This is a genomic window from Actinoplanes sp. NPDC019969 (assembly GCF_055562375.1).
On sequence record NZ_JBVHFK010000012.1, the window covers coordinates 327,012 to 341,932 of the forward strand.

Annotated in this window: 9 protein-coding genes; 6 read left to right on the plus strand and 3 right to left on the minus strand. The window is 71.0% G+C overall.

The features are described from left to right. Positions 1 to 122 precede the first annotated feature (122 nt). From ACZ3II_RS32725 to ACZ3II_RS32735, 3 genes are all read right to left on the minus strand, one after another. Entirely contained in the window at positions 123 to 1,367 is a 1,245-nt protein-coding gene (locus ACZ3II_RS32725; protein ID WP_465522574.1) for an endonuclease/exonuclease/phosphatase family protein, read from the minus strand. Between the two features lie 67 nt (positions 1,368 to 1,434). Then, a complete protein-coding gene (locus tag ACZ3II_RS32730; RefSeq protein WP_465522576.1) occupies positions 1,435 to 1,800 on the minus strand; it encodes a DoxX family protein in 366 nt (121 codons plus the stop codon). Positions 1,801 to 1,830: 30 nt separating this feature from the next. Beyond that, positions 1,831 to 2,460: a TetR/AcrR family transcriptional regulator gene (locus ACZ3II_RS32735; RefSeq protein ID WP_465522578.1), complete on the minus strand. Its 630-nt coding sequence runs from the start codon at positions 2,458 to 2,460 to the stop codon at positions 1,831 to 1,833. 587 nt (positions 2,461 to 3,047) lie between these two features. On the opposite strand from ACZ3II_RS32735, the gene ACZ3II_RS32740 reads away from it, so the two are divergent. The 6 genes from ACZ3II_RS32740 (at position 3,048) to ACZ3II_RS32765 (ending at position 14,918) form a co-directional block, all read left to right on the plus strand. Next, positions 3,048 to 3,680: a hypothetical protein gene (locus ACZ3II_RS32740; protein ID WP_465522580.1), complete on the plus strand. Its 633-nt coding sequence runs from the start codon at positions 3,048 to 3,050 to the stop codon at positions 3,678 to 3,680. A gap of 60 nt (positions 3,681 to 3,740) precedes the next feature. Continuing rightward, a complete protein-coding gene (locus tag ACZ3II_RS32745; RefSeq protein ID WP_465522582.1) occupies positions 3,741 to 4,184 on the plus strand; it encodes a hypothetical protein in 444 nt (147 codons plus the stop codon). Continuing rightward, a complete protein-coding gene (locus ACZ3II_RS32750; protein WP_465522584.1) occupies positions 4,181 to 4,465 on the plus strand; it encodes a transcriptional regulator in 285 nt (94 codons plus the stop codon). Before ACZ3II_RS32745 ends, ACZ3II_RS32750 begins: the two co-directional genes overlap by 4 nt. Positions 4,466 to 5,419: 954 nt before the next feature. Continuing rightward, positions 5,420 to 10,282: a family 43 glycosylhydrolase gene (locus ACZ3II_RS32755; protein WP_465522586.1), complete on the plus strand. Its 4,863-nt coding sequence runs from the start codon at positions 5,420 to 5,422 to the stop codon at positions 10,280 to 10,282. A gap of 412 nt (positions 10,283 to 10,694) precedes the next feature. After that, positions 10,695 to 13,748 (plus strand): RICIN domain-containing protein, encoded by a 3,054-nt coding sequence (locus ACZ3II_RS32760; RefSeq protein WP_465522588.1) that lies wholly within the window; start codon positions 10,695 to 10,697, stop codon positions 13,746 to 13,748. A gap of 69 nt (positions 13,749 to 13,817) precedes the next feature. Beyond that, entirely contained in the window at positions 13,818 to 14,918 is a 1,101-nt protein-coding gene (locus ACZ3II_RS32765; RefSeq protein ID WP_465522590.1) for a hypothetical protein, read from the plus strand. Positions 14,919 to 14,921 lie beyond the last annotated feature (3 nt).

A 14,921-nucleotide genomic window follows, 5' to 3' on the forward strand; every position in this document is an offset into this window, starting at 1 on the left:
GGCCCCCACCTCGCGTGCGGAGTTCGGCCGCCCATGACGCCCCAACTCCACACGCCCGCTTGGCCCCCACCTCGCGTGTGGAGTTCGGCCGCGTATAGCGCCCGAACTCCACACGCGGGAGGTCAGCGGATGCTCAGGTCGGTCCAGACGAGGCGGTGGTCGGAGGTCGGGAAGCCGCCGACCGCGGACCAGGCCGGGCTGTACACCCCGGACAGCCGGGACAGCGGGTCTGCCTGCACCGGCCAGAACACGCCCGCGTCACGGATCTTGAGACCCTTGCGCGGGAGCACGTAGTCCGCGCGCAGGTTGCCCGGCGCGGTGTCGGAGAAGTCTGCCGTGTCGTACGCCGGGTTCCCGGTGTGGGTGAGGTTCGCCCCGCCCTGCAGGACCGCCGCCTCCGGCCCGCCCGCGCTGTCCGGGCTGACCCGGGTGTTGATCAGCGGGTGGGTGAGCAGCTGGTTGATCGCGCCGTCGTACGAGTCGCCGTCGTACGGGTCGGCGTTCTGGTCACCGGCGATCACGAAGTTCGCGCCGGCGCGCAGGCCACCCCGGCGGCCCCGGTCGTCGTAGATGTACGACGAGGTACGCCCGGGCGTCACGTAGTCGGCCCAGAACCGGATCTCGTCGTGGTTGCGGCGCCCGTTACGGTCCTCCGGCCCGTCGAAGGTGGGCGGGGTCGGGTGTGAGGTGAGGAAGTGGACCGTACGCCGCCCGATGGTGATCGGCACGTCCCAGTGGCTCTTCGACGACAGCCGCAGCACCGCCTGCTCCGGGGCCGAGTAGAAGTCGCCCGGGATCAGGTTCCCCGGCATGTCCTTCCACTTGAACAGCTGGAACGTGCGGACCGCCCGGTGGTCGATGGGGTACTTCGAGTAGATGACCATGCCGTACTGCCCGGGGAAGAGACCGTAGCCGTACGCGTCGTCGGCGTACGCGGCGTCCCCCGGCGTGGTGTCGGTGACCCCGTTGTTGTTGAGGTCGAACCCGCTGGCGACGCCGGTGTTGACCGGCGCGGTGTAGCGGTAGGGGTACCGCTGGGCGCGCGCCCCGTTCTGCGGCACGGCCAGGAAGTTCTCCGCGAACAGCCGCGCCGCCTCGGGGTCGTGGTCGAACTCGTTGATCAGCACCACGTCGGGTGCGGCCCGCTGGATGACCTCGGCCACGTTCTTCGCCTGCCGGCGGTAGACGTCGTCCACGTCCGGGCTGGCCAGGTGCTCGCGGAGCAGACCCTCGGCCGGGCGGTTGAGGGACAGGTTGTACGTCGCGAACCGCACTTCGCCGTCGCGATGGCCGCCGCCGGCGAGCGCGGGAGTGCCGCTGCCGATCAGCGCCGCGCCGAGAACTGCCGTGAAGAGAAGACGTCTCATTTCCACAGTGGGTACCGGGGATCCGGGGTGGGCGCAATGGCGTTCACCCATCGATCACCGAGTGTTCTCAGCTTGCGGTGACGAGGCACCCAGCCGTGAGCGCGGCGATCACCAGTGGCAGGGCGACCCGGGCCGTACCGTCCTGGCACACGTACCGCAGCCCGGCGACGATCACCATCAGAATGATCATGGCGATTCCGGCGGCGATGCCGAGCGGCGGGACGACGAGGCCGGCCGCCATGCCCAGACCGCCGAGGATCATCAGGGCGGAGAAGTTGCGGTATTCCGCGACGGAGACCCCGAAGTGGTACGCCGCCGCATGCTGCTCCCGATCACCGGCGGTGAGGCGGGCGATCCCCTGAACGCCGAAGAAGACGGCGACGATGCCGGCGAGCACGATGTTCACGGTCATCTCCGGTTCGGGCGACAACATGCACAGACACGTGCAGGTTAGTTTTCCTGCTCAGCGGTGTGCAATCGTGTGTGACACGACCGACGCCCGCCGGGTCGCCGCTTCCGCCTCCGCCACCGGCAGCCCCGCCGCGACCAGCACCGCCACCGCCGCCCTGGTGCCGTCCTCGGCCCACAGCCCGTCGTTGACCGCCTGCATCATGGCGAGCGTCGCCGCCTGCAAGGTCGCGCTCAGGACCGGCAACGGCAGGTGCATGGCGAACCGGCCACCGTCCCGGGCCCGCTCCAGCAGCGCGTGACTCTGCGCCGCGATCGGATGCAGCAGCTCCCGCAGCCCCGCCGTACCCAGATTGCTCTCGGCCAGCGAGATCAGCAGCCGGTACTCCTCACCGGCCGCCCACACGGTCAGCACATAGTCGGCGAGCGCCACCTCGGGCTCGAGCTCACCCCGGTCGGTCCGCCCCAGCGCCGCGAGCAGATCCGCCGCACACTGGTCCGCCAGCCCGGCGAGGAGTTCGTCCCGGTTCGCGAAGTGCGCGTACACCGTCCGCCGCACCACCCCCGCCGCCTGCGCCACGTCGTCCATGCTCGCCCCAGGCTGCCGCGCCAGGAGCGCCCGCGCCGCCCACAGGATCCGGTCCCGGTTCTCCGCCGCGTCCCGCCGCCGCTTCCCTTCACCCACCACCGCCACCCCCACCCTCCGCAACAGTCCCGCTCGCATGCCGTCGCACGGTTCCCCTCACACATCGCACCGCACGCCGCCGATCGCGCGCCTCAGGCCGTCTCCCCGCACATGTCATCGTGACGCCCACCCAGCACCGGCGAGGAGCAGTGAGGATAGCGGCGGCGAACCTCCCTCCCCAGCCCGCCCACCCTGGCGCACCGCCACCTCCGGTTCGCCAGCCGTCGCCCAGCCCTGCCACACCAACCCGATAACCCGCTTCAGCGACGGCCCACGAAACCCCAACAACGCCAGCCGTCGCTCGGGCCTGCTACACGAACCCGATAACCCGCTTCAGCGACGGCTCGCGAAACCCAACAACGCCGGCCGTCGCGCAGCCCCGTCACACCAACCTGAAGACCGGGTCCGGCGACGGCTCGCGACACCCGACGGCGCCGGCCGTCGCGCAGGCCGGCCACAGCGGGCTGATGGCCTGACTCGGCGACGGCTGATGCGGGCACGCCCTTCAATGCATCGATGATGTTCGAAGGGTGCACGGTGGGGAGGACGGCATCGACGGTTGGGGAATGGGGACGTACCGTAGGTAAATGGCGCCCTGGGCCACCCGCAGCCTGCGGGATCTACTGGAGGCGGCCGGGCCGGACGGGCGCGCCGAGGCCCTCGCCGAGCTGCGGGCCGTGCTCGCCGGGCGGGAGATCCGGATCGACACCGCAGAGCCCAGCCGGATCGCCGCGGCACTGCTGGACGAGATCGCCGAACCGTACCTGCTGCAACGGAGATCGGTGGACCGCCCGGACGCCACCCGGCTCGCCAGCACCCCCGCCGGTCGGAATCTCCGGGACCGCCAGCTGCAGTTCGCCGAACGGATGCGCCGCCGGGCCATCGGGGTGCTGTGCGCCGAGCCGCCGGGTTCCCCCGAGTCCGGCCATGTGCGTTATCTGGCCATCGGCACCGGGATGCTGCTGTTCGGCGACTACTACGAGCTGACCGCGCTGATCGCCACGTTCCCGTTCGAGGGGCCGGGCGACCCACGGCGGCAGCGGGGCGCCCTGGCCATGGGGACGGCAGCGCAGGCGGTGGCGGCCACCCGCACGCTCTTCGAGGTCGGGCTGGGCACTCTCGATACCGCATACCTGGCCGAGTGGGTACGGATCATGGCCGACGCCCGGGAGCACGAACTGCACCCCCTCCTCACCCAGTGGCGCCAGTGGACACCCTGAGCCCAGCGCGGCGAATCTCCACATTGACTTTCCGACTCGGAATGTGATTGAGTTTCCGTCATGGAAAACAATGCTGCCGAGCAGCTCGCCGCCATCGCTGACGCCCGCGCCTCCGTCGCCGGCCGCCTGGTCACCCCCTGGTGGTACCACCCTGCGCTCGGCGCCGCACTCGCCGGCTACGTGGTCGCCCTGGGTCTGGGCAGCACCACGGTCGGGCTGATCACGGGCATGCTGTTCATCACCGCGATGCTCCTGCTGGTCAAGGCGTACCGGGAGCGCACCGGCATGTGGGTTTCCGGTTTCCGCGGCGGTCGCGCGGGCCGGTGGTCGTTCGCGATGGGCGGGCTGGTCGGCGCGGTGCTGCTGGGCGCCTGGGCCATCGCCGCCTACACCGACTCCCGCTGGCCGGTCGCGGTGCTCGCCGTCCTCGCGTTCGGCGGAACGATCCTGCTGGGCCGCGGCTTCGACGCCGCCGTCCGGGCCGAACTGCGGTCCGCCGCATGACGGCGGCGTTCGACGAGACGATCCACGCCCCGCACCGGCTGCGGATCTGCGCTTTCCTCGACGCCACCGACAGCACCGAGTTCAGCGTCCTGCGTGACATGCTCGGGGTCGCCGACTCGGTGCTCAGCAAGCACCTGAAGGTCCTGCAGGACGCCGGCCATCTCACGATCACCAAGCCCACGGGCCGGGGTCGCGTGAAGACCTGGGTGAGCCTCACCCCTTCCGGCAAACAGGCGTACGCCCAGCATGTCGCCGCCCTCCGCGCCGTGATCGACAGCTGACCCTCCACGACCGAAACGTCATCAGTGGCCGACAGCGCGGGACTGATCTTGTACGGGCTCACGGCGCAGTTCCCGGCCGGACTAATCGCCCCGATCGAGTCCTCCTGGCCGTCACGGGCCGGCCGACCTCGCCGAACGCCGGCCGGTCGAACCTCGTCCAGGCGACGCGAGTAAGACCGCGATGCTCACCGCGTGACGCCCCGGAGCCGGCCCAGGGCCGATCTTGGGCCCCGGGCATCGGAGCCGGCCGCACAAGATCAAAATCCTGTGCGTACCTGTGCGCGCGACTCCGGAGAACCGGCCACTCCAGCCCAAGATCGCCAGGGTTACCGATCTTGGGCGAGCGACGCCGGTTCGGATCACACAAGATCACAGCCGAACGACCGGGACCACAGTCGCCAACTGCTCAAGATCGCCGCGCGGCGCTCACCTCCATCAAGCGTGCTTATGGACACGGATGACACGGCCAACGGCAGATACGACCATGCGGGCCCAGCCACGGCCGACGTAGACGTCCACCCGCACGGCCATGGCCAGCAGGAACGGCGGACGGCGGACAACCCGGTAGGCATGGACGGGGAAGCGAACGACCCGGCGGACGTGGGCGGGGAAGCGAACGACCCGGCGGACGTGGGCGGGGAAGGGGACGGCCTGGCGGGCGCGGACTAGGGGAAGGCGGACGGCCCGGGGCGCAGACAGAGGAAGGAACCGCCCGGCCATGACGAGCGTGCGCAGCCGAGGCACGGCCGTGACCGGCGTGGGACAGCAGAAGCCACGGCGGGTGAGGCGAAACGGCGGACCACCCGGCCCTAGGACACATTGAAGAAACAAAGGACTGTCGAAGTTCTTGACGGGGCCGCTGTGAGCGCTAACACTCTGGCAACACCCCCGTTACGTGTCCACCGGTCCGGGGGACGGTGGGCGCTGTCCTCCTCGGCTGGGAGAAGCATGCAGATGAGCAGGCGCCGAGGGCGCCGCACCGCACTCGTGTTAACCACCACACTGGCCCTGGCAGCCGGTTCCCTGATCGCCCCGTCGCCGGCAGTGGCCGCCGACGGCCTGGTCCTCTGGTACAAGCTCGACGAGACCTTTGGCACGAAAGCCACGGACGCGTCCGGGAACGGCAGGGACGGCACGATCGCCGGCACGCCGGACTGGGCGGCCGGGCAGGGTCTGGGTTTGAACGGCTCGGACACGTACGTCCAGGCACCGAATGATCTGTTGAAGGACCTCGACGCGGTGAGCGTCTCCTTCGACGTGCGGATCGATCCGGCGCAGTCGACGCCGTACTTCCTCTACGGTTTCGGCAACACCGACACGGCGACCGGTTACGGCAACGGCTATCTGTTCGCGACCGGCAACGGTTTCCGGAACGCGATCTCGACCGGCAACTGGTCCGGCGAGCAGAACACCCGCCCCGCCGACGGCCGCAACCTGGGCCGGGGCGCGTGGAAGACGGTCACGTACACCCAGCAGGGTACGACGGGCACCCTCTACGAGGACGGCATCGCGGTGGCCACCAACACCGCGATCAGTGTCCTGCCGGGCGCGATCGGCGACGGGTCGACGACCGCGAACTACTTCGGCAAGTCGGTGTACGCCGGGGACCGCCTGTTGAAGGGCCGGCTGCGGGACGTCCGCGTCTACGATCGGGCGCTGTCCGGCACCGAGGTGGAGACTCTGGCCGAGAGGGCGAACACCGAGTCGGTGGCGGCCGATGCCGCGGCTCTGGATCTCGGGGACACCAGCGGTCTCACGGCTGATGTGGATCTTCCGGGGCGGGGAGCGTACGGCTCAGTAATCACCTGGAGCAGCAGCGACGGTGACGTGATCAGCGACGCCGGGAAGGTCGTCCGCCCGGCGAAGGGTGAGCCGGACGCGCGCGCCACGCTGACCGCGACGCTGGCCCGCGGCAACCGGACCGGCACGAAGACGTTCGCGGTGACGGTCCGCGCGGCCTTCGACGATCAGGCGAACGCGGAGGCCGCGGCACAAGCGATCAAGATCCACAACCTTGCCGACGTACGGGGAAACCTGACCCTCCCCGGCACGGCGACCTGGTCCTCCAGCGACCCGGCGACCATCGCCCCCACCGGGGTGGTGCACCGTCCCCCCACAGGCGCGGCGGCGCGGACGGTGACGCTGACCGCGACCGTCACGTACGGCACGGCGACCGCCACCCGCACGTTCGAGGCGCACGTCCCGCCGCTGCCGAAGCAGGAGCCGTACGAGGGGTACCTGTTCAGCTACTTCACCGGCGAGGGGTACTCGAACGGCGAGCAGGTCTACAACGCGCTGAGCAACGGCAACAACCCGCTGAGCTGGCGCGAGATCAACAACGGGAACCCGGTGCTGACGTCGACGCTCGGCACGCAGGGCCTGCGCGACCCGTTCATCATCCGATCCCCGGAGGGTGACAAGTTCTACCAGATCGCCACCGACCTCAAGATCTACGGGAACGGCGACTGGGACGCCTCGCAGCGCACCGGCAGCAAGTCGATCATGGTGTGGGAGTCGACCGACCTGGTCAACTGGACCGACCAGCGCCTCGTGCGGGTGTCCCCGGACACCGCCGGCAACACGTGGGCGCCGGAAGCCTTCTGGAGCGACGCCGAGCAGGCGTACGTCGTCTTCTGGGCCTCCAAGCTCTACGCCGCCGACGATCCGGACCACACCGGGAGCACCTACAACCGGATGATGTACGCGACCACGCGTGACTTCCACACCTTCAGCGCGCCGAAGATCTGGAAGGACCCCGGCTACTCGGTGATCGACTCGACGATCGTCGAGCACCAGGGCGTGTACCACCGGATCACCAAGGACGAGCGGAACAACTCGTCGAACTCGCCGTGCAGCAAGTTCCTGATCCAGGAGAGGTCCACCGACCTGCTGAGCACGAACTGGAACCTCGAGGGCGAGTGCATCGGCTCGGGCGCCCTGGCCCGCGGCGAGGGCCCGCTGGTGTTCAAGTCGAACACGCAGGACAAGTGGTACCTGTTCATCGACGAGTACGGCGGCCGCGGCTACGTCCCGTTCTCGACGACCGACCTGGACTCGGGTGTGTGGGCGCCGGAGCCCACGTACAGCCTGCCGTCGCGTCCCCGGCACGGCACGGTCCTGCCGGTGACCAAGGCGGAGTACGCCAGAATCTCCGCGAAGTACGAGGAGCCGCCCACGCCTGCCGTCGGGTTGCGGCTGCGCTACCAGTTCGACGAGAAGAGCGGCACCGTCGTACGGGACACCTCCGGCAACGACTTCAACGGCGTCTACGAGCGCACCCCCGCCTGGGGAACCGGTGTCCAGGACGGCTCGTTCAGGATGTCCGGCGGCACGAACTCGCCGTACGTGACGATCCCGAACGGGGTGCTGAAGGGCGCGCAGGCCGCGACCGTCTCGGTCTGGGCGAAGTGGACCTCCTCCACCACTGTCAACCAGTGGATCTGGGGTCTCGGGGCGGACAGCGACAAGTACCTGTTCAGCAGTCCCCGCAACGGTGGGAACGTGCTGTACTCGGCGATCACGACCGGATCCTGGTCGGCGGAGTCCAAGCTGGCGCACACCGCGGCGCTGCCGGGCGGGAGCTGGCAGCATCTCGCGGTGACGGTCGACGGGTCGACCGCGGCGATGTACCTGAACGGGACGCGGGTGGCGACGGCGACCGGCGTGACGGTGAAGCCGGCCGACCTGTACGACGCGACGAAGTCCTTCAGCGGGTATGTCGGGAGGTCGCTGTACGCGGCGGACCCGTACTACGCCGGCGAGGTGGACGACTTCCGGATCTACGACAAGGCGCTCACACCCGCGGAGATTCTGGAACTCGCCGGGCGTACGACGTCGATCGGCGCCGTTGATCTCGCCTCGCTGAAGGCCCCCGCTCTCGTCGACGACGCCGCGGGCACGGTGAAACTGCCGGTCAAGCCCGGGACCGACGTGACAACGCTGGCGCCGGCGTTCACCCTCGCGCAGGGCAGCGCCATCGACCCACCGTCGGGCACGGTCCGTGACTTCAGCAAGCCCGTCGACTACACCGTGTCAGCGCCGGATGGGACGAAACGGATCTGGAAGGTGGCGGCTCTGGTCATGAAGAGCCCGATCGTTCCCGGTCTGTACGCGGACCCGAACATCTCCGTCTTCGGTGACACGTTCTGGATCCACGCCACCACCGACGGGTTCGCCGGATGGTCCGGCACGCAGTTCCACGCGTTCAGCTCGAAGGACCTGGTCAACTGGACCGACCACGGGGTGATCCTCGATCTCGGGCCGGACGTGAGCTGGGCCGACAACAGCGCGTGGGCGCCGGCCGTCGCCCAGCGGAACGGGAAGTACTACTTCTACTTCTCCGGGGGCATGGCCGGCGGCAACACGGCCAAGCACCTGGGTGTGGCGGTCGCCGGCTCGCCCGCCGGGCCGTTCACCGACGCGCTCGGCAAGCCGCTGGTCGCGGGCGGGACCTACAGCGGCCAGATGATCGACCCGGCGGTGTTCACCGACGACGACGGGAAGTCGTACCTGTACTGGGGCAACGGCAGCTCGTACCAGGTCCCGCTGAACGACGACATGATCAGTTTCGACTCCGCGCTGGTGAAGGCCTACAAGCCCGCGAACTACAACGAGGGCAGCTTCGTCATCAAGCGCAACGGCGTCTACTACTTCATGTGGTCGGAGAACGACACCCGCAGTGCGGACTACCGGGTGGCGTACGCGACCGGCAGCTCGCCGCTCGGGCCGTGGAGCGAGCGGGCCGGGGTGATCCTCCAGAAGGACGCCGCGCTGGGCATCCTCGGCACCGGCCATCACTCGGTGGTCCGGGTTCCGGGGACCGATCAGTGGTACACCGCGTACCACCGGTTCGCGATCCCCGGCGGCGACGGCACCCACCGGGAGACCACGATCGACCGCCTGGAGTTCGCGTCGGACGGGGCGATCACGCCGGTCGTGCCGACCCTGGAGAGCATCGACCCGGTGACGATCGTGACCGCCGGGCCGGACGCCACCGGACCCGAAGGCAGCCCGATCCGGCTGTCCGGGACGGTCTCCAACGACGCCAACCGACCGGTCTGGACGGCCAGCGGCGCCGGGTGCGTGTTCGCCGACCCGCACGCCGCCGCCACCACCGTGACCTGCGCGGACGACGGCACACACACGGTCACGCTGACCGCCGGGGGCACCGCCGACGCGGCGACGGTCACGGTGGTCAACGCGGCGCCGGTGGTCACCGTGCCGGGCGGCCGGCCCGCGCCGGAGCCGCCGGTCGCGGTGAAGACCGAGGTGGTCCGCACGCTCGCGGTCCGGGACACCGACCCCGTGAGTTGTACGGTCGACTGGCGCGACGGCACCACCGCACGGGTCACCGCCGCCGGTGGCGAGTGCGTGCTGCGCCACCGGTACACCACACCGGGCGTGTACCGGCCGTCGGTCACGGTGCGCGACGACGACGGCGGGTCGGCGGTGACGTTGTTGCCGTTCGTGACGGTCCACCAGCCCCGGGCCGGGTACGTGGCCGGCAGCGGCTGGAGCGGCGACACCGACTTCGCGTTCGTCGCCCGGGCCGGCAGGTCGTCGGGCAGCGCCTGGGTGCGGCTCGCCGGCGGCCGGGTCCTGCAGTCGAAGAGCGTCACCCCGGCGCTGGTCATCGGCCCGGCGGCGACGTTCTTCGGGACCGGCACGATCGACGGGGCGGCCGGGTACCGCTTCCAGATCAGCGCGCTGGACGCCCGGAAGGACGGGCTGCTGATCCGGGTCTGGCACGAGCGGACCGGCAAGCTGGTCGCCGAGGTGCGTGACGTTCACATCGACGGCGGCGGCATCGTCGCCTGACGTGTCGTGGCGGGCCGGGACCAGAGTCCCGGCCCGCTTCTCGTTGACATCCACATCGCCAAATGTTTACGTAAACATCCGATCGCCTGCCGTCGCTCAGCCAGGTCTCACCGTCCTCGTGACCCGTCTGAGCGACGGCTGACCACCCCGGCCGTCGCTTAGACAGGTCTCGGCGTCCCCGAGAGCTGCCTGGTCGACGGCCGACCACCCCAGCCGTCGCCCACGCACCTCTCAACCCACCCGAAACCCGCCTGAGCGACGGCTGACCGTCCCGGCCGTCGCCCAAGCAGGTCTCAGCGCACCCGAGACGTGTCTGAGCAACGGCTGACCGTCCCGGCCGTCGCTCAGGCCGGCCTCGGCGTCGCCGAGACGTGCCTGAGCGACGGCTGCCGAACCGCCCCCAAGGACTGCGATGAAGATTCGAGCGCTCCTCACGGCCGCGACACTGGCCGTCTCGACTCTCGCGGCACCGACGGCAGCCACCGCCGTCGATGCCGCAGCCACCACGATCACGATCGACCCGAGCTACCGCGGCCCGGAGTGGGAGGGCTGGGGCACCAGCCTCGCCTGGCTCGCCCACGCCACCGGCGACTACCCCGACGAGATCCGCACCCGGCTCGCCGACCTGCTGTTCAGCGACGACGGGCTGAACCTGAACATCGCCCGCTACAACATCGGCGGCGGCAACGCCCCGACCGTCCGCGACTACCTGCGGCCCGGCGGTGACGTGCCGGGCTGGTGGAAGGCGCCGGCCACGTACACCCCGGCCGACAGGGACTGGTGGAACCCGGACGACCCCGCCCACTGGAACTGGGACGCCGACGCGAACCAGCGCTGGTGGGTGGACCGGATCAAGGGCGAGGTGGACACCTGGGAGACGTTCAGCAACTCGCCGCCGTGGTTCCAGACGGTCAGCGGGTACGTCAGCGGCGGCTTCGACCCGAACACCGATCAGATCCGGGCGGACTCCCTGGACGACTTCGCGACGTACCTGGTCCGGGTCACCGAACAGCTGGAGCAGCGGCACGGCATCACTGTCGACACCATCGAGCCGCTGAACGAGCCGAACACGAACTACTGGCGTACCACGCTGGGGGCCGACGGCCAGCCGACCGGAGGCCGTCAGGAGGGCGCCCACGCCGGGCCCGCGCTGCAGGCCGCGGTGATCGAGGCGCTGCGCCGGGCCGCGCCGGACCGCCGGATCGCGGCGCCGGACGAGACGAACCCGGGGACGCTGGTCACCGACTGGTACGGCCTGACCCCGGCGGCCCGGGACGCGGTGGACCGGATCAACGTGCACACGTACGGGACCGGCCGCCGGACCAGCGTGCGCGACATCGCCAAGGCCGAACAGCGGCCGCTGTGGATGAGCGAGGTCGAGGGTAGCTGGGGCAAGGACTTCACCAGCATGGACTCGGGCCTCGGGATGGCCCAGCGGATCATCGACGACCTGCGGGAGCTGGAGCCGTCGGCGTGGGTGCTGTGGCAGCCGGTCGAGGACGCGAAGAACATGGTCGCCGAGGGCAACCTGCAGTGGGGCTCGATCCACGTGCCGTTCGACTGCGGCAGTACGGACACCCTGCAGACCTGCCCGATCCGGACGAACACCAAGTTCGACACGATCCGGAACTTCACCCACTACGTGCAGCCCGGCGACCACCTGGTGAAGGTCAGCGGCACCCGCAGCATCGCCGCCGTCTCGGGCACCGGGGCGACCGTCGTGCACACCAACCCGGCCGCCACCGGCGAGACCGTCACGCTGGACCTGTCCGGCTTCACGGTGGGGCGGCGGGCGACGGTCACCCCGGTCGTCACCAGCGCGGCCGGGAAACTGGTCCGGGGCACGCCGGTGCGGGTCGCCGGGAAGCGCGCCACCCTGGCCGTGCCCGCGCAGTCGGTCACGACGTTCCTGGTCAGCGGGGTCACCGACCCGGGCGCGGACCATCTGAAGGCCGATCACGTCTACCGGCTCGAGGGCGTCGCCAGCGGGCGGTCGCTGACCCCGTCCGGCGACGGCGTGGTGATCCGGACGAACGACACGGCCGCGGCGGACCAGCTGTGGACGGTACGGGCGTCCGGTGACGAGCGCTACCAGGTGATCAACGCGGGCACCGGGCAGCGGCTCGCGGTCCGGGACGGCAAGACGGTCGTGGAGGCGGCGGGGGCGGTCGAGGACGCCGCGCTGTGGGTCTTCTCGACCACCGGGGACGGCACATACACCCTGGTCAACCTCGGGGCGCGGCGGCTGCTCGACGTCGGCGGGGAGGCGACCGCGAACGGCTCGCCGGTGGGGACGTACCTGCCGACGTCAGCGGCGAACCAGCGGTGGACGCTCAAGGACGAGACGGTCGGGCGTACGGAGGTGGCGCTCGCCCACACCGAGCCCGGCCGCGCGCCCGCGCTCCCGGCGGCGGTGACCACCGTCCTGCCCAGCGGCGAACGCCGCGCCCTGCCCGTGACCTGGACCGTTCCGGCGGCGTCGAAATGGCGGAAGCCGGGCACCGTGCTGGTGCGGGGCACTGCCACCGGGGTCCTCGGGCAGACCGTGCCGGCCACCGCGTCGGTCGCCGTGGACGTGTGGACCGCCACCGAGCCGGGGCGGGCCAAGGCCTACACGGGCGGCCCGGCCGGGTTTCCGGCGACGGTGATCGCTGTCGGACGTCATGGCGGGCGGGCGACCGTTCCGGTGACCTGGGCGGACGCCGCGTTCCCGGCGGTGGGTGTGGTGACGGTACGGGGGACGGCTGCCGTGCTGCCCGGCCGGACCCTGCCGGCGACCGCCCGGGTGCAGGTCACCGCGCCCTCGGAGGGCCTGGTCGACGGTGTCGCGGTAAGTGCCTCGTACACCGAGGGCGGCTACTCGACGGCCGGCCTCACCAACGGTGACACAGGCGACAAGGCGTGGTCGAACTGGAAGGGCTCCGGGCGCAACCCGTACGAGACGCTGACCGTCACCGTGCCGGAATCGGTCACGGCAAGCCGGGCGACGGTGCACTTCTACCGCGACAACGCGTCCGGTGGCGGGATCGCCGCGACCGTGCAGGCCGGGGTCGCGACCGCGTCCGGGTGTGAGCTCAGCGGCTCGCCGATCGCTGTCACGGCGCTGTCCGCCGACGTTCCGCTGCCGCCCGGCTCCGCCGGGACGACCTGTCTGCGGCTCACCCCGGCGCCGGACGGCTACCTGACCGTCGCCGAGCTTCAGGTGTACGCCGCGGCGCCCGGCCGTGGCAGCGACGCGACCCTCACGGCGCTCGCGGTGAACGGGGTGCCGGTACGCGGGTTCGACCCGGCGGTCACCTCCTACCGGGTGGCGGTGCGCGACCCGTACCACGCCCGCGTCACCGCGACCGCCACCGACCCGTACGCCGCCGTCGCCACCTCCCAGCACGGCCGTGTCATCACCGTGACCAGCGAGGACGGCGCGCGGGAGACCGCCTACCGGGTCACCCTGATCCGGCGGGGCTGACCGAACCCCGGGTGCCCTCTACGATCGTGCATCGATCTTCATCGTGGATCGATCGCCGGGAGGGCACCCATGCCGGAGGAACTCGCGCCGACCGCCGGCCAGACGACCGCCGTGATGATCTGGATCGTCGCGGACCTCGTCGCGACGCTCGGCCTGCTGGCCGGGCTCGTCCTGCTGCACCGCGGACGCGGCCCGGCCACCGTGGCCGCGGCCCGGAGCCGGGCGGGCGGCCGGTGGTTCCTCACCGTGCTCGGTCTCGGGCTGCTCGCCCTCGGCGGGCGGCTGGACTTCGTCCGGTCGTCCTCGGGCCGGCAGGCCACCCTCCTCGAGGTGCACGGCACCGGCCTCCCGGTGTACTGGCTGGCGTACTCGCTCGGCGCCGGCCTGCTGACCGTCCTCACCCTGGCCCTCCTCAAGTACCGCGACACGCTGCGGCTGGTGCTCGGTGTGCCCGCGCTGCTCGCCGGGACGCTGCTGCTCGGGCTGCTGCTCACCGTCCACGCCCGGATCGCCCAGCTCGACGACGAGACGACCCGCCGGTTGCTGCCCGCCGTCCCGCCCACCGGTGAGCTCAGTGTCGGCGACTTCGCCTGGGAGCCCGCGATCGGCTGGAGCGTGGGGCTCACCGGCGCGGTCCTGCTGACGCTGGTCGCCGGACTGACCGCGGCCGGACGGCGCGAGCTCCTGGTCGCCGGGGCGCTCGCTGTCGCCGCCTGCCTGGCCACCGTGTCCGCGCCGCCGGACCTCAGCTCGTTCTGGGCGGTCCGGGACGGGGCGGTGGAGCGGGTGGACTTCTCGTCGTTCGAGGTCGGCGGGCCGGCGCTGCTCTGGCCGATCACGATGGCCCTGCTGGCGGTCCTGGTCGCGGCGATCCCGTTCCTGCCGCGGTGGATCCGGGGCGTGGCCACCGTCCTCGCGGCGGCCGCGCCGGTGTGGGTGGTGATCGCCAGCCTGCTCGCCGACGAGCACTACCGGCTGATGCTGCCGGAGATGCTGCGGGCCGGCGGCTACGGCGTCAGCAAGGTACGGGTCGAGCCCCTCGCCTACCTCACCATGATCGCCGTGCTGGTGGCCGTGCCGGTGGCGGCGATCCGCGCGCGGCGGGCGGCTACCGCCGGTAACGATCACCGGTCAGCTCTGGCCATCGATGCCCACCGTCTTCTAAGTTGATGC